The following is a 26,753-nucleotide window of genomic DNA, read 5'->3' on the forward strand; positions in this document are numbered from 1 at the left end:
GACAATGACCACGACGCTGTACACCTCCGACCATGAATGGCTCGCGATCGACGGCGATGTCGCCACGGTCGGCATCACCGATTACGCGCAGTCGCAGCTCGGCGACGTCGTGTTCGTCGAACTGCCGAAGGTCGGCCGCACCCTGAAGAAGGCGGAAGCTGCCGCCGTCGTGGAATCGGTGAAGGCCGCCTCCGACGTCTACGCGCCGATCTCCGGCGAAGTGCTCGAGACCAACGATGCGCTTGCCGCCGAGCCTGCACTGGTGAACTCGGACGCGCAAGCCGCGGCCTGGTTCTTCAAGATGAAAATTGCCGACAAGAGCGAGCTTGGCGGCCTCATGGATGAAGCCGCCTACAAGGCACATACGGCGTGAAGACGATGGAGCAAGCGATGACTGCGCACCGTAAATCCAGCGGCGAGGCCGCCGCCAGTTTCGTTCGCCGCCACATCGGCCCCTCGGCGCGCGATGTCACCGCAATGCTCGAGACCGTCGGCGCCAAGAGCGTCGACGCCCTGATGGCGGAAACGCTGCCCGCCTCGATCCGGCAGGCAGCCCCGCTCGATCTCGGCAAGCCCCTGAGCGAGACCGAGGCCATCGCGCACATGGCCGAGCTCGCGCGTCAAAACCAGGTCTTCACCTCGCTGATCGGCCAAGGCTATTCCGGCACGATTTTGCCGGCGGTGATCCAGCGCAACATCCTGGAGAACCCGGCCTGGTACACGGCGTATACGCCGTATCAGCCCGAGATCAGCCAAGGGCGTCTGGAAGCGCTGTTCAACTTCCAGACCATGATCTGCGATCTCACCGGGCTCGACGTCGCCAACGCCTCGCTGCTCGATGAGGCCACCGCTGCGGCCGAAGCCATGGCGCTCGCCGAGCGGCATTCGAAGGTCGAGGCCAAGGCCTTCTTCGTCGACAAGGACGTGCATCCGCAGACGCTGGCCGTGATGCGCACCCGCGCCGAGCCGCTCGGCTGGAATCTGGTCGTCGGCGATCCCCTCACCGATCTCGACAAGGCGGACGTGCTCGGCGCGCTGCTGCAATATCCGGGCACTTCCGGTGCGGTGCGTGACCTCAGGCCTGCGATCGCGTCGCTGAAGGCCAAGGGTGCGCTCGCGATCGTTGCCGCGGACCTGCTGGCCCTGACGCTGCTCGCCTCGCCTGGCGAGCTCGGCGCCGACATCGCTGTTGGATCCGCGCAGCGCTTCGGCGTGCCGATGGGCTATGGCGGGCCGCATGCTGCCTACATGGCGGTGCGCGATGCGCTGAAGCGCTCGCTGCCCGGCCGCATCGTTGGCCTCAGCGTCGACTCCCGCGGCGCGCCTGCCTATCGCCTCGCGCTGCAGACCCGCGAGCAGCACATCCGCCGCGAGAAGGCGACCTCCAACATCTGCACCGCGCAGGTGCTGCTCGCCGTGATCGCGGCGATGTATGCAGTCTATCACGGCCCCGAGGGCCTCGCGCAGATCGCGCGCAATGTGCATCGCCGCGCCGCCGTGCTTGCCGCGGGCCTGCGCAAGCTCGGCTTCGCGCCGCAATCTGAAGCCTTCTTCGACACGATCAGCGTCGATGCCGGCACTGAGCGAGCCGAGATCATCGCCCGCGCGACTGCCGAGAGGATCAATCTCGGTGTCGGCGAAACGAGCTTGCGCATCGCGCTCGACGAAGCCACGACGTCAGCGACGGTCGAAGCCGTCTGGCGCGCCTTCGGCGGCCAGCTTTCCTACGCCGAGATCGACGCCACCACGCGCGAGGCGCTGCCGGAGGCGCTGAAACGCACGACCGCGTACCTGACTCACCCGGTGTTCCACGCGCATCGCTCGGAGACCGAGATGCTGCGCTACATGCGCAAGCTCTCAGACCGCGACCTCGCGCTCGATCGCGCGATGATTCCGCTCGGCTCCTGCACCATGAAGCTGAACGCGACCACGGAGATGATGCCGCTGACCTGGCCGGAGTTCGGCAGTCTGCATCCGTTCGCCCCGCGCGAGCAGGCCGCCGGCTATCACGCGCTGTTCGCGCGGCTGGAAAAATGGCTGTGCGACATCACCGGCTATGACGCGATCTCGCTGCAGCCGAATTCGGGTGCGCAGGGCGAATATGCCGGGCTTCTTGCCATTCGTGGCTACCATGCGGCGCGCGGCGAGACCCACCGAAAAATCTGCCTGATCCCCTCCTCCGCCCACGGCACCAACCCGGCCTCGGCCGCGATGGTCGGCATGGACGTGGTGGTGGTCGCCTGCGAAGCCAACGGCGACGTCGACGTCAATGATCTCCGCGACAAGGCGGAAAAGCATTCGAACGACCTTGCCGCGGTCATGATCACCTATCCCTCGACCCATGGCGTGTTCGAGGAGCATATCCGCGAGATCTGCGACATCGTGCATGGCCATCGCGGCCAGGTCTATCTCGACGGCGCCAACCTCAACGCGCAGGTCGGCCTCAGCAGGCCCGGCGATTACGGCGCCGATGTCAGCCATCTCAATCTGCACAAGACCTTCTGCATTCCGCATGGCGGCGGCGGCCCCGGCATGGGCCCGATCGGCGTCAAGGCGCATCTCGCGCCGTTCCTGCCCGGACATCCCGCAACGAAGGCGGATGCTCCGGTTGGCCCGGTCTCGGCCGCGCCGTTCGGCTCGGCATCGATCCTCACCATCTCCTACATCTACATCCTGATGATGGGCGGCGAAGGCTTGAAGCGCGCCACCGAGATCGCGATCCTCAATGCCAATTACATCGCAGCAAAGCTCGACGCGCACTTCCCGGTGCTCTACAGGAACGAGAAGGGCCGCGTCGCGCATGAGTGCATCGTCGATCCCCGTCCGCTGAAGGCGACGTCGGGTGTGACGGTGGACGACATCGCAAAACGCCTGATCGATTACGGCTTCCACGCCCCGACCATGAGTTTTCCGGTGCCGGGCACGCTGATGATCGAGCCGACCGAGTCGGAATCCAAGGCGGAGCTGGATCGTTTTTGTGATGCCATGATCGCGATCCGGAAGGAGATCGCCGAGGTCGAGGCCGGCCGCTTCAAGATCGAGGCATCGCCGCTGCGTCACGCCCCGCACACCGTGCACGACATCGCCGACGACGACTGGAAACGCGCCTACGCCCGCAGCGAAGGCTGCTTCCCATCAGGCGTCTCGCGCACCGACAAATATTGGTGCCCGGTCGGCCGCGTCGACAACGTCTATGGCGATCGCAATTTGGTGTGCTCGTGCCCGCCGGTGAGCGATTACGCGCAAGCCGCGGAGTAAGACGCGGCGGGGGCTTCGTAGGGTGGGTTAGCGGGCAGCCGCGCGAAGCGCAGTCCGCTCGCGTAACCCACCACTTCTGCTTCGACGGAGACGAACAGAGGTGGGTTACGCCCGGGCGAACTGCGCTTTGAGCGGTCGCAGGGCTAACCCACCCTACGGTCTTGTTCGCGGCATGTGAGGACTACCATGGGTATCCCCTCCCTCGAACACACGCCGCGATGTAGAAATCAAAAATCAAGCCGGCCATAGAGCTCGTCGAAAGGTACGCACACGTGCTCACGGTAGGCGGACCTCGATTGCAGCCGCTCATACCAGCGCTCGACATTCGGCAAGTTGGGGCGCGGAAGGTCGAGATTGAGGTAGCGGTAGAGATGGGTCCCGATCGGAATATCGGCGAGTGACAGGCGGTCTCCCAGCATGAAAGACCTGCCTTTCAACTGATGGTCGACGTGCTTCAGATAACGACTGGTTTGTTCCAGAGCTTTGTCGACCGCAGCCAGATTGCGCTGCGCTTCGGGCGTCCTGTACCAGCCCCAAAATACGCCAACGAGGAATGCTGGCTGCAACGCGGTTTGCGACCAGTCCATCCATTGATCCGCCTTCGCGCGCTCAGCCTGATTCGTCGGCCAGAACGACGTTTCGGAAGAATATTTGGCCGCAAGATACCTCAAGATGGCGTACGACTCCCAGACGACGACGCCAGAGTCATCAATCACGGGAACGCGGCCATGCGGGTTCATGGCCAGGAATTCGGCCGTATCGAGACCCCCGAACGAGCCGCCCAGTTCGACATGCTTGTGCGCGATGCCGAGTTCACCGACCAGCCACATAACCTTCTGCAAGTTGAATGACGATTTACGTCCGTAAACGGTGAGCATTTGGCGTAGACATCAGTGGAGACATCGCCCTAGAGAGCGGAAGTAAGCAGAAATGAATTGACGCCACAAGTTGCAACAGCTCCGTGGTCTCCTTTGCCCGATGGCCGCCTCGACAACGTCCATGGCGATCGCAATCTCGTGTGCTCCTGCCCGCCGGTGAGCGATTACACGCAAGCCGCGGAGTAAGCCGCGGGCGGCGGTCGCGTAGGGGTTAGCAGGCGGCCGCGCAAAGCGCAGTCCGCTCGCGTAACCCACCGCTTCTATTTCCGCGGTGACGAACAGAGGTGGGTTACGCCGAGCGGTTTTGCGCTTCGCGCCAGAGCAAAAGCAAATGCGCATTTGGCTCTTGCTTGATCCACAATTCGATCGAGTCGTATTCCACGGAAAATTCGATCAAGCCGCGGTCCTTCACATCAGATTTTTCGAGTCGCCAGGGCGGCGTATCGTCGAGCCAGTGAAGGCCTCGAGGCTGCGTCGTACGCGGCGCGAAGAACGCGTCGAGCTCCGCATCCGATGGCAATTGTCCCCAAACGAGCCGGCGCTCGATCGCAATCACGAGGTCGGCGATGCCCGCTCGTTGAATGGCGCCGGCGATGGACGAGTCTGTCGTGACAATGAGCCGTGTCATGCCCGAGGTCTCAAGGTTTCGTCAAAGCAGCGCCGTAGCACCACAGCCGGTCGTTGGTCAGATGCGTGCCGCCCCACCAGCGATCGATCGGATTGTGGCGACTGAAATCTTCCTGATGAGCCAGGACAGCCTTGCCGAACTCCGTCAACGACAGCCGGCTGCGGAGATAGACCTCGTGCCGGGCTCCCAGATTCTTGGGGTCGATTGTGCGTAGTTCCTCGCCCAAACCCGCCACTGCTGGCCTGGGGCCGAGTGCGAGCCCCTCCAGCAGCGAACCCAAATCGAATTCGCCAAACACAAACGTGCACCGCAGCGAGCGCAGATGAAACAGAGAGTTCGTATTTGCGAATCCTCTGGAAAGTAGCTCGAGGAGTCGCATCTCGGTCGCACCAAGACCCGTCGAGGGTGACGGTAGCTCTGCCAGCAGCTCTTGCCATGCCGGTCGCAGCATCAACAAGGCGCTCAGATCGCTGTGAAGTAGATTGACGCAGGCCTCTGGCGTGGGCGCGCGATACGCCCGCCACGCCATTCTGGCGGTCTCGAGTTCACCGGCCTGAACATCCACCATACGAATATGCGACGTCGAGCCTTTGGAGACTTTGTCTCTCACATCAAATAAATCGAATGCGAGCAAGCGCAGCCTGAGTTTTTTCAGCAGCTGGGGGCATGAGGCGAGATAGTCGCGTAGCCAGATCAGCTGCAGTTGATCGCCTGGGCTCGGGTCGAACCAAAGCTCGATCTCGTCATAGCGCTCGCAAAAATCGGCGAAGGGCAGTTTCCTGAGTTCCTTGAACTTGGGGGGCCAGATCGTACCCCAGTCCGACCAGTGATCGCCCGGCCTGAGCATCCCCTGCGCCCCGAAATAGGCTGCGAGATAGTCGGGCGAAGGCAACGGCCCGGACGTGAAACGAAAAAAGAAGAGAACGACAATCTCGGCAAGCTTCGATTTGGCGAGATCGGCGCCGGCCGCACTGGTCAAGATCAGACGCTTCATCACGCCACCCGATCACCACAACGCGCAAAAAGAAACGGGCACTGACGACGTCGGCAACTCAACGTCATCAGCGCCCGCTCCTCGCGAAAATCTTTACTCGAGGCCTACTCGTCCGCGGGCTCTTCGCCGTCGGCGTCGCGCTCGGGGGCGCCGGCCAAAATCTGCTCGGCGATCAGGCCGGAGTTCTGGCGAATCGAGGTCTCGATCTTGGCGGTGATGTCGGGGTTGGCCTTCAGGAACGCCTTCGAGTTCTCGCGGCCCTGGCCGAGACGCTGGCTGTCATAGGAGAACCAGGCGCCGGATTTTTCCACGATGCCGGCCTTGACGCCGAGATCGAGGATCTCGCCCATCTTGGAGACGCCCTCGCCGTACATGATGTCGAACTCGACCTGCTTGAAGGGCGGCGCCAGCTTGTTCTTCACCACCTTCACACGCGTGGTGTTGCCGACCACTTCGTCGCGCTCCTTGATCGCGCCGATGCGGCGGATGTCGAGGCGGACGGAGGCGTAGAATTTCAGAGCGTTACCGCCGGTCGTGGTTTCCGGCGAGCCATACATCACACCGATCTTCATGCGGATCTGGTTGATGAAGATCACCATGGTGTTGGACTTGTTGATGGAGGCCGTCAGCTTGCGCAGCGCCTGGCTCATCAGACGGGCCTGGAGACCCGGCAGCGCATCGCCCATCTCGCCCTCGAGCTCGGCCTTCGGCACCAGCGCCGCAACCGAATCGACCACCAGAACGTCGACCGCACCCGAGCGCACCAGCGTGTCGCAGATTTCCAGCGCCTGCTCGCCGGTGTCCGGCTGAGAGATCAGGAGCTCGTCGATATTCACGCCGAGCTTGCGGGCATAGACCGGGTCGAGCGCGTGTTCGGCGTCGATGAAGGCGCAGATGCCGCCCTTCTTCTGCCCTTCCGCGACCGTGTGCAGCGCCAGCGTGGTCTTGCCCGAGGATTCCGGCCCGTAGATTTCGACGACACGTCCCTTCGGCAGACCGCCGATGCCGAGCGCGATATCGAGCCCGAGCGAACCGGAGGAGACCGCCTCGACATCCATCGAACGGTCGTTCTTGCCGAGCCTCATCACCGAGCCCTTGCCGAACTGGCGCTCGATCTGGGAGAGCGCGGCGGCGAGAGCTTTACTCTTGTCCATGGAAGATCCTTCGACGATACGCAGGGCAGTAGTGGACATTGGGTCGTGCTCCTTATGGCGAGGATTCGGGTGCGGGACAAACGATTGCGCGGCGGGTCGTCGATAAAAACAATGTACACTATTTGTTCTCAGTTCGCAATATGTTCTTTTGTGGAATTTGGCGCTGTCGGGCAATCCCTTCCCTGAAATTGGCTCTGCCCTTGGCGACCAGAGCGTGTATCTTTGAGAGATGATTATTATTCAGACAGGGCGCGCCAGGCGGTTCCGCGAGTACACGATCACACTGGCGATTCTCGACGCCCTGTCAGGGGCGATCGGAGTCCTTCTGACACTGCATTGGTACGTGACGCCACCCAAGAAGTGAGACGCCTCAATTGGCGGAGGCCGGCCTCTTCGCATCCCCGAGAATCAGCAGCGCCACAGGCGCCAGCGGACCGACCGCGGCGGCGATCCACAACCACCTCCCCGGCGACCTGTTGCGCTCGCGCGCCATCGCGCCTGCGAGCGGGATCGATCCAATCGAGACGATGACGAACAGCCAGAAACCCATGGCCATCTCCCGTGCGACACAGGACGATAGCATGGGACGCAGCCGCCTCGCCTTCCCTCCGCACATCGTGAGGCGCGCTTTTTCCGCTGCAGCCGATGCGCATCAAGGACGCGCGACCATCGTTCGCCGATGCATGGTTCCCCGATGCTTGCCGGACGAGATCCGGGCGCCTCAGGCGGCCCCAGGGAAAATAAAATGCAAAACAAGCACTTGCCTACTGTGCATGGGGTTGTTTTCGCGTTTGGGCGTGCCGCTACATCAGCGCCAGCAGCACGACCCCGATCACCAACACCACGAAGCCAGCCGCCGTCGCGGCGGCAAATGACCGCTCTACCTTGTCCATGATGCCACCCCGCGATCGGCGCGCCTTGTATCCCCCAAGGCTTCTATCCCGAAGGCTTCTGTCCCCAAGGCTTCGCCGTGCCCGCAAAGTGTCGCCAAGTGTTGTGTCTGAAGTTGTGCGGGGGGATGTCTGAATTGGGACGGCAGCGCGGTTCTCGATGTTGCCGCAAGCCTCGCACAAGTTCGCGTAAGGCGCCTGTAAGCCGGATGCTCTAGCGTCGCGCCTGCCTGGTGGACCAACACCGGGCCTCCATACCCAGTCAACCCCGCTCTGCCCGAGCGGGGTTTTCTGTTTTCGGCCGCGGCCCGGGCCGGATCTCCACACGATCCGATCCCGACCGATCCGTCGTGTCAGGTTGTCGTAAGCCGAGGGGGCTACGGTCATCCCGCTATGGTGTTGCAGCCCAGCACCTCAGCCTCCAATAACCTCTTGCCCCGCCCGGCTCTCCCCTGGCGGGGTTTTTCTTTCCGCGACGCGGATGCGCACATCGTCAGTGCCGCAAGTTCGCCAGCCGTGCCGCAGTGTTCGCAGGCTCCGTGGTTCTCCCGTCATGAACGGAGTTCCTGGCCAGGGCAGCCACCCGGCACGCACATCCACTTTCGGAATCGGATTTCGCTTGTTTCGAACTGCGCGCGATTGCTGAATTCCGATGAACTATCCTCGACTTAACAGCAATTTTTGCTTGTCGATGGAATAATACGACGCCCAACATGTTTCCGGACATGGCAAGGTGAATCGTGGAGGTCACCATGAATCACAGGGGCGTTGAGTTCACGGTTGCAAAGACGTCGATCCCCGGCATCTGGCAGTGGCAGTTCCGGATCGGCGACGAAACCAAGACCGGCAAGACCGAGACGAAGATCGACCTTCTGGCGATCCGTCGCGTGCAATTGCGCATCGATCGGGAATTGAAGGCCATCGGGCGCAAGACGGCCTGACACAACGGCCTAACAAGGCCGCCTGACTCGGGCCCGCTCGAGACGCCGGACCGAGAGCTAGTCGGCGGTGGGCAACCGCCGCATGGTGAATTCGATGTCGCCATCCGGCAATTCGCGCCAGGTCTCGACTTCGCTCATGTAGCCGGCCTTCGGATAGCGCGCGAAAAAGGCTTGGGCCCTTGCCCGGGCCGCGGCCCGCGGCAGGGTGAAGCTCTCGCGCAGATAGCCGTCGGCGGCCCTGGCGCCGGATCCAGCGGCCGGCTTGCGCCGGCGCGCCATCCGCTCGGCGAGGTCCCGCGGGCGATCCGCCATATCCTGCCTCCTCAACGCAACACTGCGAGGGAATGTAGGATCCATATCCGGCGAAGGGGAGTCCTGTCGGAGGCATCACGCACCTCCGGACCAGGCGTCAATTGGCGGCGGTACCGGCCGTGCCAGCCGTGCCAGCCCTGGGCTTCTTGGGCGCGCCGGAGGCGGCCGCGGCTTTCGGCGCGGGCTGCTTGGGCGGGTCGGCGCGCAATCCGCCCCAGGGATCGTTGGCCGCCTTGGCGTCCGGAATCTTCTTCAACGTATCCTTGTAGGCCTTTTCGCGCGCGGCATCGGCGGCCTTCTCGTCTTCGGTCTTGGAAGGCCCATCCGCCATCAGATTGATATGGGGCGATTCCTGCGCGAAGGCCGGTCCGGCCAGCACCGTCAGCACCGCGGCCATACGAAAAAGCTTCATCACTCACTCCTCGATTTCATCGATAGCCGCGCCGGGCGCAGCTTCGGCCCGCTAGAGCCGATCCGATCTGCACGATTTCGGCCCTTGCAACCAGTCGTCCCAGATCGGGCCGCACCTGGTGCAACCGCCCAGCGCCAGACCGAGCGCGGCCAGGCAAAAGACCAGGACACATCGACGCAACATCATCCACCCGTTCCCAAGCGTGGCATCATATCGGGCCAAGTCAGGCATTTTCAAGCCGACGGCCCAGTGACTTTGCCGCCCCCAAGCCGGCAGAATGGGTGACACATCCGGCAACACGGGAGGGAACGACAGCAATGCCATCGCAGCCAGACGCCGAGTTCGGCATCGCAGACGCCAGACGCATCCTCGGCGAGGTCTTCGCGCCCTGGGTCCAGGATCTCAGCCTGTCCGTCGAGCGCATCGAGCACATGCCGCCTGCGGATGCGCCGGACTGGCAGCCGGGCGCGCTGCTTCGCATGCCGTTCTCGGAGCGGCTGTGCCGCAATGGCGGCGTTGTCTGCGGCCAGGCCCTGATGGCACTGGCCGACACCGCAATGGTGATCGCGAACCTTGCCGCCAACAGGGGCTATCGCCCGATGACGACGGTCGACCAGACCACGCATTTCATGCGCGCGGTGTCCTCGTCGGACGTGCTGGCGGATGCGCGCGTGGTGCGGCTTGGACGCACCATGAGCTTTGGCCGTGTCACCCTGCTCTCCGCCAGCGACAACAAGCAGGTCGCGATGGTGTCGAGCGCTTTCGCGATGCTGCCCGGCTGAGCATCATCCGAAACGAAGAGAGCCGCGTGCGCGCAAAGCGCACCGCGGCTCCCGACGATGATCATGCCGGAGTGAAAGCCCGAGGCGGGATCGCGATCGCGCCTCGATCAGCCTGCTTTTCGAATTTACTCGTTCCGAATTTACTTGTTCCGAATTTACTTGCCGAGGACTTCGTCGGCCGCGGTGACGATGCTGACGTTCGGGTTGGTGCCGCAATAGGTGCCGAACTTCTTGGCGTTCTCGACGAACACCTCGGTGTCGATGATCGCGTTGTCCTCGTCGCCCTTGTACCAGCCGTCCATCCAGGTCAGCACCATCTTGATGGTGTCGTCGCCGCTCTCGAGGAACTGCTTGCAGCTCATGGTCGCGAGATCGAGCTTGGTGGCATGGGCGGGCACGGACGACAGCGAAAGCGCTGCGGCGAACAGAAGCGAAAGCTTGGTCTTCATCGGAATCTCCATCGGCGCGGAACGCCATAAAGGAAGGGCTTGCGGGCTAAACTTTAGTGACTCGCCGCATCAACGTCGTAAACGAAGTCTGAAGCGCAGTGCAAGTAGCGCCAGTATTGAGTTTAGATCAATGCAATTTCTATGCGCTATTTTCACAATCATCAGATGGATTAACGCGGATGATCGAAAAGCGTGCAGCGCAGCGTCACCGGGTTTTCAAAGGCGGCACGATCACCTTTGAAAACAGGGGAATCGCGTGCACCGTGCGAAACATGTCGGATGGCGGCGCGGCCGTCGATCTCGACACATCAGTCACACTGCCGCAATCGTTCAAGCTTTCGATCACGCGTGACAATTTTGTACGCAATTGTCGCGCGGTCTGGCGCAGCGACAAGCGCATCGGCCTTGCATTCGTGCAGTAATGCGCGCGATGTGAACGATCATTCGTATCGCATCCACAACACGATTATAATTGTGTGATACGACGCCGTCGACGCCATCGAAGCGCCGCGACCACCAGCGCGACGATGACAAGCGCGATCGCCGACGCTGTTGCAAAAAATCGTCCGCCGGGGCGATCGATCGTGCGCGACCACAATGACGGCGCCTCGCCCGGACGCGCCAGACGAAACGCCACGAGACTGTCGCCGATCGAGGTGCCGGCTTCGGAATGCCCGCCGGCGCCGATCGCGACATATTGCTCGCCCTTCCAGACATAGGTCATGGGATTGGCGACGCCGGGCACCGGCAATCGTCCCTGCCACAGCTCTTGTCCGCTGCGCGCATCGAAGGCGCGCAGATAAGCGTCCAGCGCACCGGTGAAGACGACACCGCCCGCGGTCACGGCGAGCCCGTTGACCAGCGGCGCGCCAAAGGGAAACGGCACGCCGAGCGGCGCCACATCCTCGGTCGTGCCGACGATCGAACGCCAGAGCACCTTGCCGGCCTTGAGATCGACCGCGACCATTTCGCCCCAGGGCGGCTTGTTGCAGAGCAGCCCGAGTGGCGACTTCATCACCGAACGCGACATCGCAAACGGCGCACCTTTCTGCTGGCCGAAATCATGACCCGGCGGCGGATTGAATCGGGCGGCATCGGCGCGCGGGATCAGCTTGATGAGATGAACGGCGCGGCTGGTGTTGGCGTAGAGGATCTGGTGGACCGGATCGAATGCCGCACTGCCCCAGTTGACGCCACCGCCAGTGAACGGAAACTCGAGCGTGCCTTGCGTCGATGGCGGCGTGAACAGCCCTTCGTTGCGAGCTTCCGCGAATTGCCGTTCACAGGACGAGTGGCGCAAGAAAGGCAGCAGCGAGAACGCATCGTCGGTCGATATCGTCTGCGATGTCAGCGCCGGCACATGAGTCGGGAATGGCTGCGTCGGCGAAAGTCGTTCGCCCTCGGCGCCACCTTGCGGAACGCTACGCTCCTCGACCGGCCAAACCGGCTTGCCGGTGTCGCGATCGAGCACGAAGACAAAACCGTGTTTGGTCGGCTGGATCACGACGTCGCGCTGGCCCTCACCGGTGTCGATACGCGCGAGCGTCGGCTGCGCCGGCAGATCGTAATCCCAGACGTCGTGATGCACGGTCTGGAAAGCCCAGACGAGCTCGCCGGTCTCGATCCGCAGCGCGACGACGGAATTGGCGTGCTCGTTGTTGCCGGGCCGCTTGCCACCCCAGAAATCCGGCGATGGCGATGATGTCGGCAGAAACACCAGACCTCGCGCCTCGTCCACCGACATCGCTGCCCAGACATTGCCGTGTCCGGCTTCGATGCCCTCGTGCTTGAGCGGCTCGAAGGTCCAGCGCGGCGCACCACTGCGCGCGTCGAACGCGCGCACGACGCCGCTTGGCGCGTCGACACGACGGTTGTCGCCGATCGACGAACCGACAACGATGACACCGCGGCCAACCACCGGTGGCGAGGTGATCTGGAATTCGCCCGGCCATTCCAGCGGCATCCCGATATCGAGCTTGATTTCGCCGCCTTTGCCGAAGTCCGCGCAGGGAAGGCCTGTCTTCGCATCAAGCGCGATCAGGCGGACATCGTTGGTCCCCATGAAGATCCGCGAGCGGCAAGCGGCTCCCTGTGGCGCAGAATTGTCGACCCAGTGCGTGACACCACGGCAGACATAGCGATTTGCCGGACGCTGGTTGGTCGCGATCTTCGGATCGTAGCGCCACTTTTGCGCGCCCGTGCCGGGGTCGAGTGCGATCACTTCGTTGAAGGGCGAGCAAAAGATCAGGCTGTCCTCGACAAACAACGGCGTCGCCTCGAACTTGGTTCGCCGCATCACGTCCGGCGGCCGCGCCGTGAGATCGCCGGTGTGGAATTCGAACGCACGAATGAGCTGACTGACAGTGTCGGGCGTGATAGCGTGCAAAGGCGAAAAGCGCGAACCGCCGGGATCGCCGCCCCAGCTCTCCCAGGCGAGGCATGGCCGCGCCGCGAGCAGCAGGACGAGACCGAGCAGACATCGCAGCCGCGCCGCCATCCGCCTTGCTCTATTTCTGCTTCTTGGCCGGCTCGCTCGGACGCGCCCCACTCCACGGATCATACTTTTCCTTGGACTCGGGAATGCGCTCAAGCGCGGCCTTGTAGGCCTTCTCGTCGACCTTTGGCTTGCTGTCCGGCTTCTGGCCGCTTTCGTTGGGCTGGCGCCGGCCGCCTCCACCCATCTGCGCTTGCGCTGAAGTGACCGTCAGCACCAGCACCGCAGCTGCTATGACAAAAATCCGCATCGGTGCGATCCCCCCTCGTCCCGGGGCACAAATTAGCCTGCCGTCCGATAATAGCAAAGGTGGCGACCTCCAGCCCTTCAGCAAAGTTTGATCGGGCAGGACTTCGTGCCGCCGAATTCGCGCCTATCTGTTGGCCCGCAAGGGGACCTTCACGAATGTTGCGGATTGTTGCTCATGTGGCACTGGTTGCCTGCGCCCTCGCGCTTGGCGCGTGCGGCTTTGCCGACAGCCGCGCGCCGGTGCCCGAGTTCATGCGCATCAAGGAGGTCGAACAGCCACCGCCCGAACCGCCGCCGGATGTGAGGCGCGTGGTCCGCGAGCAGATCGATGTGGTCTTCCTCAACACATCCTATCCGCGCGAAGTGGTGGTCGCCCTGCCTCATCACGAGGCCCGCGGACCGGGCTGGACGGCTTGCGTCCGCGCGCAACTCACCTCCGCCACGGGCTCGGCGCTGGGCACCCAGACCTACATCGTGACGATCAACGACGGAAAGGTCATCGACCGACGGCGCGCGGAAGCCGATGACATCTGCGGCTCGGAAGCTTACGAGCCGATCTGAAGATGGATCGCGCCATACGATGATCCGGTTCCGGGAAAAACCTGTCATTTTTCCGGAACGATCGTCGCCTCCCATTCTTGTTACCGCCGAGGGCAGTTTCGGAGGAGGAGAGGATGAGGACACTCACGATTGCACTGCTGGCCGGTGTCGGAACTCTCGCTGCGGCGAGCAGCGCGAAGGCCGCGGATCTCTACACAACCAGCGAATACACCAGCCCCGATCTCGTTCAGCAGGTCCGGCTCGTCTGCGATGACGCCGGCAATTGCTATCGCACCCATGGCGGCGCGCGCGTGATCGTGCGCGACTCCTATGCAGCCTGGCCGCGCGATCGCTATTACGAACGCCGCACCTATCGCGACTGGGACGATGGTCCACGCGCCGGCGTCGGCATTCGGGCGCCCGGCGTCAGCGTGGGCGTCGGTGTGGGCGACCGCTGGTAAGCGGCACAATTGAAGCATGGGACCGGACGAGACTACTCGCCGGTCCCGTTCGCCCGCGTCAGGCAGCAACCGCCTGCTGCTGGAACTGCTCGTAGGCCGCGATCGCGTCCGCGGCGTACATCAGCGATGGGCCGCCACCCATGTAGACAGCCATACCAAGCGCTTCCTCGACCTCTTCACGCGTCGCAGAGAGCTTGACGAGTGCCTCGGTGTGAAAGCCGATGCAACCGTCGCAATGCGCGGCAACGCCGAGCGCGAGCGCAATCAGCTCCTTGGTCTTCTTGTCCAGCGCACCGTCGCGCGTGGCAGCTTGGGCAAGCGCGGTAAATCCCTTCATCGTATCGGGGATGTCATTGCGCAGCTTCATCAGGTTGGCTGAGATATTCCTGGTGATATCGACGTAGTCTTTGTCCATCGGACCCTCGCTAGCTGGGTTTGGCTGTGGTCGGAGTCGCCTCGCGCGGCGCGCGCAAGGCCATATAAATTGCGGGAATCACCAGAACGGTGAGCAGCGTTGACGAGGCGAGCCCGAACAGGAGCGAGATCGCCAATCCCTGAAAGATCGGATCGAGCAGGATCGTCGCGGCGCCGATCATGGCCGCAAGGGCCGTGAGCAGGATTGGCTTGAAACGAACTGCGCCGGCCTCCAGCACCACCTCGCGGATCGACTTGCCGTCTCCGGCGCTGTGCCTGATGAAGTCGACCAGCAGGATCGAGTTGCGCACAATGATTCCCGCCAGCGCGATGAATCCGATCATCGAAGTCGCGGTGAACGGCGCACCCAACAACCAATGTCCGATCAGGATGCCGATCAGCGTCAACGGGATCGGTGTCAGGATCACGAGCGGCAGTCGAAAACTCCTGAACTGGGCAACAACCAGCACGTAGATGCCCAGGATCGCCGCGCCGAACGCTGCCCCCATGTCGCGGAAGGTCACCCAGGTGATTTCCCATTCGCCGTCCCAGAGCAGCGTCGGCCGCGACTCGTCGGACGGCTGACCGTGCAGGGCGATCGCCGGTTTCGGCAGCGAGCCCCAGTCATGGGCATCCACGCGATCGGCGACCGCGAGCATGCCGTAGAGCGGGGCCTCGAAGCGCCCGGCAAGCTCGGCCATCACCATGTCGGCGAAGCGGCCATCGCGGCGGAAGATCGTCGGTGAGCCCTCTTCCATGGTCGCCTTCACGACCTGGCCGAGTTCGACCACTGTCTTGCTGCCGGGCAGTGTATTGGCCGGCACGGGCGTTGAGGCCAACGCCTCGTCCCAGACCAGGTTGCTCTTGCCGAGACGCACCGCAATCTCGATCGGGTTGCGGTCCTCGCCGCGATGCGAATAGCCTATCGAAATGCCGCCGAACAGCGCCTGGATGGTGTCGTAGACGTCACGCTGCTCGACGCCGAAGAATTCGAGCCGGTCCTGGTCGATCGAGAGTCGCAGCCGCGGCCGCCTCTCACCGATGGAATCGTCGACATCGACGATGAACGGAACTTCCGCGAAGACCTTCCTGAGCTCGGCATTAACCGCGCGGCGCGTGGCCGCATCGGGACCGTAGACCTCAGCAAGCAGGGTCGAAAGCACTGGCGGCCCGGGCGGCACTTCGACCACCTTGATACTGGTGCCCCTGGGCGGATCGAGTGCCTTCAGTTTCTCGCGCAACTCGAGCGCAATCTCGTGGCTCGCGCGCTTACGCTCGCCGCGCGCTGTCAGGTTGACCTGCACTTCCCCGAGTTCGGGTCTTTCCCTCAGGTAATAGTGCCGTACCAAACCGTTGAAATTGAAGGGAGCCGGTGTGCCGGCGTAGGATTGCAGCGAGGTGACCTCCGGCAGTTGTCGCGCGATCTCGGCTGCACCGAACAACGTGCGCTCCGTCGCCTCCAGGCTCGCTCCTTCCGGCAGGTCGACGACCACCGCGATTTCGGATTTGTTGTCGAACGGCAGAAGCTTGACCGTCACGGACTTGGTCGCAAACAGCGTCATCGACAATAGCGTCGCAATGCCGACGCCGAGCAGGAATATCCAGGCGGATCGCTTGCTCCTCACGATTGGCGTTGCGAAGCGTCGGTAGATCCGACCGACCCGGCCCTCATCGTGCGCCGCATGGGCCGGCGCAACCTCGCCATTTGGCGCGAGCTTGAGCATCAGCCAAGGAGCCACCACCATCGCGACAAAGAACGAGAACAGCATAGCTGCCGACGCATTGGCCGGAATCGGCGCCATATAAGGACCCATCAGGCCCGACACGAACAGCATCGGCAACAGTGCGGCGACGACCGTCAACGTGGCGACGATGGTTGGATTGCCGACTTCCGCCACCGCCTCGATGGTCGCCTGCAAACGCGGCCGGCCATCGCGCATTCCCCAATGCCGCGCGATATTCTCGACCACGACGATAGCGTCATCGACGAGAATGCCGATCGAGAAGATCAGCGCGAACAGGCTGACGCGGTTGATGGTGTAACCCATCAGGTTGGCGGCGAACATCGTCAGCAGGATCGTCGTCGGGATCACGACGAGGGTTACCAGAGCCTCGCGCCAGCCGATCGCGATCGCGATCAGGACGACGATCGAGACCGTCGCCAGCCCCAGATGAAACAACAACTCGTTGGCTTTCTCGTTCGCCGTCTCGCCATAGTCGCGCGTCACCGTCACCTGGACATCTTCGGGGATCAGGCGCGACTTCAATCCGTCGAGGCGCTTGGCGATATTCTCGGACACGACAACCGCATTGGCACCGGCGCGCTTGGCCAGCGCCAGGCTGACCGCAGGCGTACGCGCCCACTGCCCGCCGGCGTCCCGCGAGTCCGTCCACACGCGATGCTCAATGGTGCTCGGACCGACGACAACAGAGGCAACGTCCTTGACGTAGACCGGCCGACCGTCACGAGTCGTGATGAGCAGCAATCCGATGTCGGGCACGCCGGACAGCGTCTGGCCGGCCGCGACGCTCCGCACCGTGCCGGCATCTCTCACCTGCCCGGCCAGGAAAGAGCGGTTGGCATCCTTCACCTTGGCAACGAGCTGCTGCAGCGTGACCCCAAACAGCGATAGCTTCTCGGGATCGGGCTCGACCCGGATCTGTTGCGCCGCGCCGCCGGAGATGTAAGTCAAGCCGATATCGTCGACCTTCATCAGCTCCGCGCGCAGCTTGTCGGCGAGCTCGTAAAGATCCTTCTCGGTCCAGCGACTGGCCGCTTCCGGCTTGGGCGATAGCGTCAGTACAGTCACTGCAACGTCGTTGATGCCCCTGCCAACGATCAGTGGTTCGGAAATGCCGACCGGAATCCGATCGAGATTGGCGCGGATCTTCTCATGCACCCGCAGGATAGCGTCCTCGAACTTGGTGCCGACCAGGAAGCGCGCGGTGACCATCACGCGGTCGTCCTCGGTCTGGCTATAGACGTGCTCGACGCCGTCGATGCCCTTGACAATCGATTCCAGCGGCTTTGTCACCAACTCCACTGCATCCGGTCCGCGTAAGCCGTCCGCGTTGATCCGGATATCCACCATGGGAACGCTGATCTGAGGTTCCTCCTCGCGCGGGATCACCACGACGGCGATCAGCCCCACGATGAGCGAAGCGAGCAGGAACAAGGGCGTCAGCGGCGATGCGATCGTCGACCTGGTCAACCGTCCCGAAAGTCCGAGATTCACGGCTGCACCAACTGGTCGCCGGCCCGAATGCCGGACAGGATCTCTAACCCATCGGGAAGCGCCGGCGTCGGCACGTCGCGGCCGCGTTGCACCGGCACGTCGATCGTGTCGTTACCTTTCCGAAGCCGAACGTAGTCGATACCAAAACGGGTCGTGACATAGCTCGATGGGACGACGAAAGCCGGCCGCGTGCCGCCAGAAATCCATACCCGCAGGCGGTCGCCGACGAAATACTCGCCCAAGCCCTCGACGGTCGCGTCCGCGATGACGCGCCCCTCCTCGATCTGCGGATAGACGAGGTCGATCACGCCCCATTTCGAAGCCTCGCCAGCGAGCTCGGCACCGTCGACGCGCACCTTGTCGCCAGCCTTCAGCAAGCGCGCGTGTCGCTCCGGCACACGCAGCCGCAGCTTGAAGTTCTGCTGGGCCACGGTCACGATCGGATCGCCGGCGAGCACGACCGACCCCACGGTGATCAGCCGCTTCAACACCCGCCCATCCGCCGGCGCGAGCACCTGGCCCTGATTGAGCTGCTCGTTGATGACGGCACGCTCCGCGGTCTTGGCGCGCAAGCCGTTGTCGGCGACGTTGAGCGCCGTGCGCTGCTCGTCGAGCTTGACGCGCGGCAGGATGCCACGTTCGACCAACCCTTCCGTCCGGGTGAAGTCGAGCTGTGCCTGGTTCGCCTGCGCTTGGACCGCCTCGATCTGTGCATCGAGCGATTTCATCTGCAGGACGAGCTTTTCGTCGCCGATGGTGGCAATGGCCTGGCCGGCGGTGACGCGATCACCTTCGCGCACTGCGAGCTGGACGACGGTTCCGCCGATGCGACCGCGTGCGGGGACCACGCTGATGCTTTCGACGGTGGCGAAGACAGCCTTCTCGTCGGTAACTGGCTGCTGTGCCACGGTGAGCGTTCCCGCGGCCGTGGCGTATCCCGGCGCAACGTCAATCACCACCAGCGCAACCAGGAACCCAAGAAATCGCGCTGCATGTTGCACGGGACGTATCTCTATCGTCATCGGCTTGCTCACAACCGCATCGCGGTGTTTTTTCATTTCATCAACATCGAAAGCAGGCGCGTTGATCTTGCGCAAGGCGCGCCCGCACGCCGTTTCCTAGACTTCATTTTGTCCTTGCGGACTTGGGTGCGCAGAACACCTGATAAAGCGTCTTCAGAATTTCGCGCGCCGGCTCGCTGGCTATCGAATAGAAGATTGTCTGCGCATCCCGCCTCGATGACACCAAGCCATCCTTGCGAAGGAGCGCAAGATGCTGCGAGACCGTGGAGTCCCGCAGACTCAGGAACTCTGCCAACTCGCCGACCGATCGCTCGCCGTCGATCAGCTGGCAGATGATCAGAAGACGGTGACGGTTGGAGAGCGCCTTCAGCAATTCGCTCGCCTGATCGGCAGCGCGCTCCATGACTTCGCTGTCTATTTTCATACTTGCGTATATACGATATTATGAATATATAGTCAAGCGGCACACGACGGCCGGAGTTCAACCGGCGGAGCTGCCTGAACCAACGGAGGAACCCATGGCGGAAGTTGTCGTAGTCGGAGCCGGCCTGAGCGGAACACTGATGGCCTATGAATTGCTGCCGCAGTTGAGAAGCGGTGATCGCCTGACCTTGGTCGCACAAGGCACGACCTATCATTTCGTGCCCTCCAATCCGTGGGTGGCGGTCGGCTGGCGCAAGCGCGACGAGATCGAGATCGATCTCGGGGAGATCATGTCGCGCAAAGGCGTCCGCCTGCTGACGCAAGGCGCCAAGCGCGTCCATCCCGCCGAAAACCGGATCGAGCTCGGCGATGGAACGTCCATCGACTACGACTATCTCGTCGTCGCAACCGGCCCCGAACTCGCCTTCGACGAAATCCCGGGGCTTGGACCTCAGGGCTACACGCAGTCCATCTGCCATGTCGATCATGCGGCGCTTGCAAAGGAAGCGTTCGAGATCCTTGCTGCAAACCCCGGCCCCGTCGTGATCGGCGCGGTCCAGGGCGCCTCTTGTTTCGGGCCCGCCTACGAATTCCTATTCATCCTCGAGACCGAATTGCGCCGGCGAAAGCTGCGCGACCGGGTGCCGATGACGTTCGTCACCTCGGAGCCCTATATCGGCCATCTCGGTCTCGATGGCGTCGGCGACACCAAGGGTCTTCTCGAAAGCGAGATGCGCGAGAAGCACATCAAATGGATAACGAACGCCCGTATCGACAGCGTTAGTCCCGGCTTGATGTCGGTGGAGGAACTTGCAGATAACGGCACGGCGCACAAGGCGCACGACCTGCCTTTTGCCTATTCGATGATGCTGCCGGCCTTTCGCGGCGTCGAGGCGGTCCGCGGCATCGAGAAGCTGACCAACCCGCGCGGCTTCGTCATCGTCGACAAACATCAGCAGAACCCGACCTTTCCCAATGTTTTCGCGGTCGGCGTCTGCGTCGCAATTGCGCCCGTCGGCGCGACACCGGTGCCGGTCGGCGTCCCCAAGACCGGCTTCATGATCGAATCCATGGTGACGGCGACAGCGATGAACATCGGCGCTCTGCTCCGCGGCAAGACGCCGACCGCGCAACCGACCTGGAACGCGATCTGCCTCGCTGATTTCGGCGATTCCGGCGTCGCCTTCCTCGCGCAGCCGCAAATTCCGCCGCGCAACGTCAATTGGTCGTCCAAGGGCGAGTGGGTTCATTACGCCAAGGTCGCCTTCGAGAAGTACTTCCTCCGCAAGATGCGGCGCGGCGAGAGCGAGCCGTTCTACGAGCGCTTCCTGCTCGACAGGCTGAACATCGCCAAGATCAAGGAGGTTCGAACGGGTACATGAGCGCGACACGCCAGATCGTCTGCGGACATTGCGGGCGCATCAACCGCCTGCCCGCTGAGCGCGCGCCGGAAGCAGCTTGCTGCGGCGCTTGTCATCAGCCGATCTTCACCGGCCACCCGATCGAAGTGAATGAAGAGGCCTTTGGCCGCCACGTCACCAGCAGCGACATTCCTGTGCTGGTCGACGTCTGGGCGCCATGGTGCGGACCGTGCCGCGCCATGGCCCCGATGTTCGAGCGCGCGGCGCAAACGCTCGAGCCCGGCGTCCGTCTGTTGAAGCTGAATTCAGACAGCGCGCCGGCGTTGTCGTCGCGGCTCAACATCAGCAGCATTCCAACGCTGCTGCTGATGCATGGCGGCCGCGAGATCGCCCGTCATTCCGGAGCCATGGATACACGCGGCATCGTCGCGTGGACCGAAGCTTATCTGACCCGTTCATAAAGAGGAGCATGCCATGAATGTCGATAAAGCCGTTCTTGCCTTCGCGGGATGTGTCGTCCTGCTCGGACTCGCACTGGGGACCTATGTGAATGCGTACTGGTACCTGCTGACGGCCTTCGCCGGTCTCAACATGATCCAAGCCTCATTCACCGGCTTCTGCCCGGCCGCGATCGTCTTCAAGAAGCTCGGACTAAGGGGCGGCTGCGCGTTCTCGTAGTACGCACCGATGCAGCCTGTGATGCGGGGGAATATGCCATGACCGACGACACCTTCATCGAGGGACCGCTCTATGAAAAGCGCAGGAAGGTGTATCCGCAGTCGGTGCACGGCCCTTTCCGCCGCATCAAATGGGCGATCCTCTGCATCACGCTGGGAACCTATTATCTTTTGCCATTCGTGCGCTGGAATCGTGGACCCGGTTTGCCCGATCAGGCCGTCCTGATCGATCTTCCGCATCGCCGCTTCTATTTCTTCTTCATCGAGCTGTGGCCGCAGGAGGTCTATTATTTTACGGGCCTCCTCATTATCGCGGCGATGACGCTGTTCCTGATGAACGCGGTCGCCGGCCGGCTGTGGTGCGGCTACATGTGCCCGCAGACGGTGTGGACCGACCTGTTCTACGCCGTTGAACGTTGGGTCGAGGGCGACCGGCGTGAGCGCATGCAGGGCGACAAGCGCTACTGGACGTTCGATCACGTCCGCAAGGTCGCGCTGAAGCACTTTCTCTGGATCATGATCGCCTGGTGGACTGGCGGCGCATGGGTATTGTATTTTGCCGATGCACCGACGCTGGTGAAGGAACTCGCTACTTTTCAAGCGCCGTTCATCGCTTACCTGTGGATCGGCATCCTGACCGGCACGACTTATCTCTTCGCCGGGCACGCCCGCGAGCAGACCTGCATCTACATGTGCCCCTGGCCGCGCATCCAGGCGGCGCTGACCGACGAGTGGGCGCTCAACGTCACATATCGTCGCGACCGCGGCGAGCCGCGCATGTCAGTGAAGAAGGCGGACGCCGCCCGCGCCCATGGCGATCTCGCCGGTGATTGCGTCGACTGCCACCAATGCATCAATGTCTGCCCGACCGGTGTCGACATCCGCCACGGAATCCAGCTCGGCTGCATCCAGTGCGGTCTCTGCATCGACGCTTGCGACAACATCATGCGCGAGATCGGCCGGCCCCCCGGTCTGATCGGTTACGACACCGACATCAACATGCAGCGCCGCCGTGACGGCAAGGCACCGGTCTATCGCCTGGTCCGCGCACGAACGCTGATCTATGCCGCGTCCATCGCCGTCGTTGGCAGCATCATGCTCTATGCTCTCGCCACGCGCGCGACGATGGACGTCAACGTGCTGCATGAACGCAATCCGCTGTTCGTCCAGCTTTCCGATGGCGGCGTGCGCAACGACTACACCGTGCGCATCCTCAACAAGGGCGTCGGGCGATCGTTCGCGCTCGAAGTCTCCGGCCTGCCAGGCGCGACCGCTCGCGTCGCCGGCATCGCAGCCGGCCCCGACGACAAGCCGGTCGTCGAGGTCGGGCAGGATCAGACCCGCGAGATCCGCCTCTCGGTGCAGGTCGGCGCGGCCCATGTGCCACAGACATCTCGGGACATCGAGATCGCTATCACCGACACCGCCGGTGGCGGACACGCAAGCGCCCGCGATCACTTCATACCGGGCGACCAGTGACGTTCAACATCCGGCGGCGTACCGGCCTGATGCTCAATGAGACGTTAACAATACCACTCGAATTGAAGCGGCGTCCCAACGGTATTTTCCAATCTTTGCGCTAATCATGACCTGATAACGCCGGCTCTTGCCCAGCGGGAACGGGGACGACGGGACGTGGTCGACATCGCGCACCAGGCTGCGATCAATCCGGCATCGAAGAAGGATGCAACGCCCGCGCTCGTCCCGCTCACGGCAATCGAGCCCGGTCAATGGCGCGCACTGGCGCAGCGCGCGGTCGAGCCGAACGGCTATTATTTGCCTGCCTGGGAACTCGCCGTCAGCGCAACCGCTCGCGGCCGTATTGGGGCCTCGGCCCTGTCTGTAGGCGCCGGCTCCTCGACCCGGCTGATCGGCTTGATGCCGGTCGTATCGCTCTGGCAGGCCTGGAAGATACCCCTGCCCGCGCTGGTGAGCGCACATCCCTATGGCACGCTGTGCAGCCCCTTGATCGACCGCGACACATCAGTCGAGGCGGCGACGCGCCTGCTGCAGCGGGCACGCGAGGCCGGCGCGCACGCGCTGATCCTGCGCGACGTTGCGCTGGATGGCGCCGCGATGGGATCGTTCAGCGACGCGCTGGGCCGGGCCGGCCTGAAACCGCGCATGCTCGGCTCCCATGTCCGCGCCAGCCTCGATGCGACGCAGGATGGCGACAGGCTGCTGCACGACGCCCTCGGCGCCAAGAAGCTCAAGGAGCTGCGTCGCCAACGTCATCGCCTGGAGGCACACGGCGCGATCAGCTTCGACGTCGCGCGCAAGCCGGAGGAAATCAAGTCCGCGCTCGAAACGTTCCTGCAACTCGAAGCCAGCGGCTGGAAAGGCAGGCGCGGCACCGCGCTGGTTCAGGATGCAGGCGATGCGACCTTTATTCGCCGCGCCGTGCCGGCCCTCGCCGAGACCGCGCAGTGCGAGATCGTCAGCTTGCACGCCGGCGCGACGCCGGTGGCCGCGGGTATCGTGCTGCGCCACCAGGATCGTGCCTTCTTCTTCAAGCTCGGCATCGACGAGCGCTTCGCAAAATATTCACCGGGCGTGCAGCTCACACTCGATCTGACGCGCCATCTCTGCGCCGACCCCACTATTGCGAGCGCGGATTCCACCGCGAGCGCCGACCATCCCATGATCAACCCGATCTGGCGCGGCCGCCTCGCGATTGGGGACGTGCTGATTCCGCTGCGGCGACACGATCCGGTGGTGGCTCTGATTCACGGGGCGCTGATCGCGCGTGCCCATGCACGCGAGGTCGCGCGCCGCGCGATCCACCGGTTCCGCAAACAGCGCGACGCTACTCCGCCGCTTGCGCGTTGATCTCCGCCGACACCTGGCGGATGGCGCGGGCGAGCAGGTTCGGATCCTGCGCGCCTGATACCGCATATTTCTGGGCGAAGACATAGGTCGGCACGCCGGAGATACCCTTCTCGGCGGCCTCCTGCGCATCGGCCGACACGCGCGCGACGTCCTCGTCGGTGACGAGGCGCTTGCGCACGTCGTCGGCATCGAGGCCGACATCGGCGGCCGCCTGGACCAGCACATTCACATCGGTGAGATCGCCGCCGTCGCGGAAGTAGAGCTCCATCAGGCGCTGCTTCATCTCGGGCGCCTTGCCGATCGCTTCGGCCCACAGGATCAGACGATGGCAGTCGGTGGTGTTGGGTTGGCGCGCGACCAGCTCAGGCTTGTAGACGAGGCCCTCTTCGCTTGCCGCCGCGACCACGCGGCCTGCGATGCCCTTGTAGGCCTCCACAGAGCCGAACTTGGTGGTGAGGTAGTCCTCGCGGCTGATGCCCTCGCGCGGCACCCAGGGATTGAGGAAGAACGGACGGAAGTTCAGCTTGACCGGAACGTCGGGCACGAGCGCGAGCGCACTCTCGATCCGGTGCTTGCCGATGTAGCACCAGGGGCACACCACGTCGGAGACGACATCGATCTGGAGCGGTTTGAGGGTGCTCATGGGGCGCCTCCTTCGGGCGAAGCGGGTTTGGCCCAAGATAAGCCGAACCAGCACCGAGGCAAGGGTACTAGTTCATGGCTGCGGCCATCTGCCTGAGCCGCTCGGCGGTGCGTTCGTCGGCGGGAAAGAACGTCTCCAGCGCCAGTTCGGACAGCGTAATGTCGACCGGCGTACCGAACACCATGGTGGTGGAGAAGAAACTGAGTATCTCCCCGTCCTGGCGCAGCTTGAAGGGGATCGCGACATTGTCGCCCGACAGCGGCCCCGAGCGCGCCGGAATGGGATAGCTCTTGAGGTCGTGATAGAGCTTGATCAGCTCCGGATCGGCCGTCGCCTCGCATTGCCGGTGCAAGCGCTCGAGCAGATGCGCGCACCACTCCCCCAGATTGACCGTGCGCGGCGCCAGTCCCTCCGGATGAAAGGCGAGCCGCAGAATGTTGAAGGGCTGTCCGAGCAGCCGTTCGGGAACGCCGGCGAGTAGTGGCGCCACCATGCGGTTGGCGGAGACCAGGTTCCAGTGCCGGTCATAGGCCAGCGCCGGATTGGGCTCGTGGGCTCTGAGGACGAGGTCGATCGCCTGACGAGCTGACTTCAAGGCGGGATCCTCCAGCGGACGCTGCGGAAACGCGGGCGCAAAGCCAGCGGCGACCAGCAGCACGTTGCGTTCACGCAAGGGCACATCAAGGCGCTCGGCGAGCCGCAGCACCATGTCGCGCGACGGCGCGGCGCGGCCGGTCTCGACGAAGCTCAGGTGCCGCGCGGAAATCTCCGCCTCGCCCGCGAGATCGAGCTGGCTCTTGCGGCGGCGCTGCCGCCATTCGCGCAAATGATCGCCGATATGGACCGGCTGACTGCGTTCGGCCTGGGCCGTGGATGCATGTGCGTTCATGGCCAAAACCTACCACGCACGTTTCAGCCCATCCATTACCCCCGAGGTAATCGAATTGGGCCCTGCAGCAGCGCATCTTCGGTCACGACAGGAGATGACCATGATCGCGTTGCTGCTCTACCGGACCGTCGCCGACCACATCCTGCCCTGGGCCGTGACCTTCGCGACCCGGATGCTGGCGCGCGGGCTCAACATGCCCGAGCCGCTGGTGCATTCGAGCGGCGACTATGTCGTCGCGCAGGTGACGGCCTTCGAGCACAGCGTCGGCAGAAGCCTCGGCCTGTTCCGCCTCGCCCGCCTGCTCCGCGCCTGGAGGCGTGGACTGCATTGAGTTTACCCGCGTCCAACCAACCATGGAGAATGACGATGATCGACGCATCCACCTTCCTGCGCCGCGCCCTGCTCGCGGACGCCGTCTTCAGCGGTGTTGCCGCACTCGGCTTCACCTTCGGCGCCGGCGCGTTCGCGACAATGTTCAACCTGCCCGAGGCGCTGTTGCGCGAAACCGGTCTGTTCCTGATCGCCTACACCGCACTGGTCGGCTGGCTCGCCTCGCGCACGGTCATGCCGAAGCCGCTCGTGCTGCTGGTCGTGGTCGGTAACGCCGCCTGGACGGTGGGCAGCATCGCGCTGCTGTTCTCGGGCGCGGTATCGCCGAACCTTGCCGGCGAGCTCATGGTCGTGGCGCAGGCGATCGCGACCGGCGTGTTCGCCGAGCTGCAATATGTGGGCTTGCGGAAGAGCGGGAGCGTGGTGGCTGCGTGACCGCCCCACGCCTGCATGCACCGCGTTCAGGGCACGATTACGGAGCCAAAGG

General features: G+C 63.4%; 30 protein-coding genes. 14 read left to right on the forward strand and 16 right to left on the reverse strand.

Annotation, left to right across the window (positions count from 1 at the left end; genetic code table 11):
• Positions 1 to 4 precede the first annotated feature (4 nt).
• Together gcvH and gcvP are read left to right on the forward strand one after the other, a co-directional pair.
• Complete coding sequence (gene gcvH, locus M2427_RS24200) at positions 5 to 373, forward strand: glycine cleavage system protein GcvH (protein WP_280709250.1); 369 nt, start codon at positions 5 to 7, stop codon at positions 371 to 373.
• A gap of 17 nt (positions 374 to 390) precedes the next feature.
• Complete coding sequence (gene gcvP, locus M2427_RS24205) at positions 391 to 3,258, forward strand: aminomethyl-transferring glycine dehydrogenase (protein ID WP_280709252.1); 2,868 nt, start codon at positions 391 to 393, stop codon at positions 3,256 to 3,258.
• A gap of 227 nt (positions 3,259 to 3,485) precedes the next feature.
• On the opposite strand, the gene M2427_RS24210 is transcribed toward gcvP, so the two are convergent.
• The 5 genes from M2427_RS24210 to M2427_RS24230 all read right to left on the reverse strand — a co-directional run bounded on the left by M2427_RS24210 (position 3,486) and on the right by M2427_RS24230 (position 7,462).
• On the reverse strand, positions 3,486 to 4,136 hold the full coding sequence (locus tag M2427_RS24210; RefSeq protein ID WP_280709253.1) for a glutathione S-transferase: 651 nt from the start codon (positions 4,134 to 4,136) through the stop codon (positions 3,486 to 3,488).
• Between the two features lie 289 nt (positions 4,137 to 4,425).
• The gene (locus M2427_RS24215; protein ID WP_280709254.1) at positions 4,426 to 4,692 is read right to left on the reverse strand and encodes a hypothetical protein; all 267 of its coding nucleotides are present in this window, start codon (positions 4,690 to 4,692) and stop codon (positions 4,426 to 4,428) included.
• Between the two features lie 82 nt (positions 4,693 to 4,774).
• The gene (locus M2427_RS24220) at positions 4,775 to 5,758 is read right to left on the reverse strand and encodes a hypothetical protein (protein WP_280709256.1); all 984 of its coding nucleotides are present in this window, start codon (positions 5,756 to 5,758) and stop codon (positions 4,775 to 4,777) included.
• 104 nt (positions 5,759 to 5,862) lie between these two features.
• Positions 5,863 to 6,951: a recombinase RecA gene (gene recA, locus M2427_RS24225; RefSeq protein WP_280709258.1), complete on the reverse strand. Its 1,089-nt coding sequence runs from the start codon at positions 6,949 to 6,951 to the stop codon at positions 5,863 to 5,865.
• Between the two features lie 331 nt (positions 6,952 to 7,282).
• Positions 7,283 to 7,462, reverse strand: a complete 180-nt coding sequence (locus M2427_RS24230) for a hypothetical protein (RefSeq protein ID WP_280709259.1) — start codon at positions 7,460 to 7,462, stop codon at positions 7,283 to 7,285.
• Positions 7,463 to 8,554: 1,092 nt separating this feature from the next.
• Here M2427_RS24230 and M2427_RS24235 point away from each other — a divergent pair.
• A complete protein-coding gene (locus tag M2427_RS24235; protein ID WP_280709260.1) occupies positions 8,555 to 8,743 on the forward strand; it encodes a hypothetical protein in 189 nt (62 codons plus the stop codon).
• Positions 8,744 to 8,800: 57 nt separating this feature from the next.
• Here M2427_RS24235 and M2427_RS24240 read toward each other — a convergent pair whose 3' ends face one another.
• Both M2427_RS24240 and M2427_RS24245 read right to left on the reverse strand, forming a co-directional pair.
• On the reverse strand, positions 8,801 to 9,055 hold the full coding sequence (locus M2427_RS24240; RefSeq protein ID WP_280709261.1) for a hypothetical protein: 255 nt from the start codon (positions 9,053 to 9,055) through the stop codon (positions 8,801 to 8,803).
• A 97-nt stretch (positions 9,056 to 9,152) separates the two neighbouring features.
• Positions 9,153 to 9,467: a hypothetical protein gene (locus tag M2427_RS24245; protein WP_280709262.1), complete on the reverse strand. Its 315-nt coding sequence runs from the start codon at positions 9,465 to 9,467 to the stop codon at positions 9,153 to 9,155.
• Between the two features lie 317 nt (positions 9,468 to 9,784).
• Here M2427_RS24245 and M2427_RS24250 point away from each other — a divergent pair, with 317 nt between their 5' ends.
• A complete protein-coding gene (locus M2427_RS24250; protein WP_212241079.1) occupies positions 9,785 to 10,249 on the forward strand; it encodes a PaaI family thioesterase in 465 nt (154 codons plus the stop codon).
• Between the two features lie 155 nt (positions 10,250 to 10,404).
• On the opposite strand, the gene M2427_RS24255 is transcribed toward M2427_RS24250, so the two are convergent.
• The gene (locus M2427_RS24255) at positions 10,405 to 10,698 is read right to left on the reverse strand and encodes an HdeA/HdeB family chaperone (RefSeq protein WP_280709264.1); all 294 of its coding nucleotides are present in this window, start codon (positions 10,696 to 10,698) and stop codon (positions 10,405 to 10,407) included.
• 98 nt (positions 10,699 to 10,796) lie between these two features.
• Here M2427_RS24255 and M2427_RS24260 point away from each other — a divergent pair, with 98 nt between their 5' ends.
• The gene (locus tag M2427_RS24260; RefSeq protein WP_280709266.1) at positions 10,797 to 11,120 is read left to right on the forward strand and encodes a PilZ domain-containing protein; all 324 of its coding nucleotides are present in this window, start codon (positions 10,797 to 10,799) and stop codon (positions 11,118 to 11,120) included.
• 44 nt (positions 11,121 to 11,164) lie between these two features.
• On the opposite strand, the gene M2427_RS24265 is transcribed toward M2427_RS24260, so the two are convergent.
• A complete protein-coding gene (locus tag M2427_RS24265; RefSeq protein ID WP_280709267.1) occupies positions 11,165 to 13,195 on the reverse strand; it encodes a pyrroloquinoline quinone-dependent dehydrogenase in 2,031 nt (676 codons plus the stop codon).
• 10 nt (positions 13,196 to 13,205) lie between these two features.
• A complete protein-coding gene (locus M2427_RS24270) occupies positions 13,206 to 13,442 on the reverse strand; it encodes a hypothetical protein (protein ID WP_280709268.1) in 237 nt (78 codons plus the stop codon).
• Between the two features lie 155 nt (positions 13,443 to 13,597).
• Between M2427_RS24270 and M2427_RS24275 the strand changes: the two genes are divergently transcribed.
• Positions 13,598 to 14,002 carry a hypothetical protein gene (locus tag M2427_RS24275; protein WP_280709269.1) on the forward strand — a complete coding sequence of 135 codons (405 nt, stop codon included), beginning with the start codon at positions 13,598 to 13,600 and terminating at the stop codon, positions 14,000 to 14,002.
• A 113-nt stretch (positions 14,003 to 14,115) separates the two neighbouring features.
• Positions 14,116 to 14,442, forward strand: a complete 327-nt coding sequence (locus M2427_RS24280) for a hypothetical protein (RefSeq protein WP_280709270.1) — start codon at positions 14,116 to 14,118, stop codon at positions 14,440 to 14,442.
• A 58-nt stretch (positions 14,443 to 14,500) separates the two neighbouring features.
• On the opposite strand, the gene M2427_RS24285 is transcribed toward M2427_RS24280, so the two are convergent.
• From M2427_RS24285 to M2427_RS24300, 4 genes are all read right to left on the reverse strand, one after another.
• The gene (locus M2427_RS24285; RefSeq protein ID WP_280709271.1) at positions 14,501 to 14,857 is read right to left on the reverse strand and encodes a carboxymuconolactone decarboxylase family protein; all 357 of its coding nucleotides are present in this window, start codon (positions 14,855 to 14,857) and stop codon (positions 14,501 to 14,503) included.
• A 10-nt stretch (positions 14,858 to 14,867) separates the two neighbouring features.
• Positions 14,868 to 18,092, reverse strand: coding sequence for an efflux RND transporter permease subunit (locus M2427_RS24290; RefSeq protein WP_280709272.1), 3,225 nt, complete (start codon positions 18,090 to 18,092; stop codon positions 14,868 to 14,870).
• On the reverse strand, positions 18,089 to 19,114 hold the full coding sequence (locus M2427_RS24295; protein ID WP_280709340.1) for an efflux RND transporter periplasmic adaptor subunit: 1,026 nt from the start codon (positions 19,112 to 19,114) through the stop codon (positions 18,089 to 18,091). The genes M2427_RS24290 and M2427_RS24295 overlap by 4 nt, the downstream gene beginning before the upstream one ends.
• A 103-nt stretch (positions 19,115 to 19,217) precedes the next feature.
• Positions 19,218 to 19,517: a metalloregulator ArsR/SmtB family transcription factor gene (locus M2427_RS24300; RefSeq protein ID WP_280709273.1), complete on the reverse strand. Its 300-nt coding sequence runs from the start codon at positions 19,515 to 19,517 to the stop codon at positions 19,218 to 19,220.
• Positions 19,518 to 19,632: 115 nt separating this feature from the next.
• Here M2427_RS24300 and M2427_RS24305 point away from each other — a divergent pair, with 115 nt between their 5' ends.
• From M2427_RS24305 to M2427_RS24325, 5 genes are all read left to right on the forward strand, one after another.
• Positions 19,633 to 20,919, forward strand: a complete 1,287-nt coding sequence (locus tag M2427_RS24305) for an FAD-dependent oxidoreductase (RefSeq protein WP_280709275.1) — start codon at positions 19,633 to 19,635, stop codon at positions 20,917 to 20,919.
• A complete protein-coding gene (gene trxC, locus M2427_RS24310) occupies positions 20,916 to 21,359 on the forward strand; it encodes a thioredoxin TrxC (protein ID WP_280709276.1) in 444 nt (147 codons plus the stop codon). The genes M2427_RS24305 and trxC overlap by 4 nt, the downstream gene beginning before the upstream one ends.
• A gap of 13 nt (positions 21,360 to 21,372) precedes the next feature.
• Positions 21,373 to 21,576 (forward strand): DUF2892 domain-containing protein, encoded by a 204-nt coding sequence (locus M2427_RS24315; protein WP_280709277.1) that lies wholly within the window; start codon positions 21,373 to 21,375, stop codon positions 21,574 to 21,576.
• Between the two features lie 38 nt (positions 21,577 to 21,614).
• On the forward strand, positions 21,615 to 23,054 hold the full coding sequence (ccoG, locus tag M2427_RS24320; RefSeq protein WP_280709279.1) for a cytochrome c oxidase accessory protein CcoG: 1,440 nt from the start codon (positions 21,615 to 21,617) through the stop codon (positions 23,052 to 23,054).
• Positions 23,055 to 23,210: 156 nt separating this feature from the next.
• Entirely contained in the window at positions 23,211 to 24,404 is a 1,194-nt protein-coding gene (locus M2427_RS24325; RefSeq protein WP_280709280.1) for a GNAT family N-acetyltransferase, read from the forward strand.
• On the opposite strand, the gene M2427_RS24330 is transcribed toward M2427_RS24325, so the two are convergent.
• On the reverse strand, positions 24,382 to 25,047 hold the full coding sequence (locus tag M2427_RS24330; protein ID WP_280709281.1) for a DsbA family oxidoreductase: 666 nt from the start codon (positions 25,045 to 25,047) through the stop codon (positions 24,382 to 24,384). The genes M2427_RS24325 and M2427_RS24330 overlap by 23 nt on opposite strands.
• Positions 25,048 to 25,114: 67 nt before the next feature.
• Complete coding sequence (locus tag M2427_RS24335) at positions 25,115 to 25,936, reverse strand: helix-turn-helix transcriptional regulator (RefSeq protein WP_280709282.1); 822 nt, start codon at positions 25,934 to 25,936, stop codon at positions 25,115 to 25,117.
• A 100-nt stretch (positions 25,937 to 26,036) separates the two neighbouring features.
• On the opposite strand from M2427_RS24335, the gene M2427_RS24340 reads away from it, so the two are divergent.
• Positions 26,037 to 26,267 carry a hypothetical protein gene (locus tag M2427_RS24340; RefSeq protein WP_280709283.1) on the forward strand — a complete coding sequence of 77 codons (231 nt, stop codon included), beginning with the start codon at positions 26,037 to 26,039 and terminating at the stop codon, positions 26,265 to 26,267.
• Positions 26,268 to 26,302: 35 nt separating this feature from the next.
• A complete protein-coding gene (locus tag M2427_RS24345; protein ID WP_280709284.1) occupies positions 26,303 to 26,701 on the forward strand; it encodes a hypothetical protein in 399 nt (132 codons plus the stop codon).
• Positions 26,702 to 26,753 lie beyond the last annotated feature (52 nt).

This window comes from Bradyrhizobium sp. BR13661, assembly GCF_029892425.1.
GTDB lineage: Bacteria > Pseudomonadota > Alphaproteobacteria > Rhizobiales > Xanthobacteraceae > Bradyrhizobium.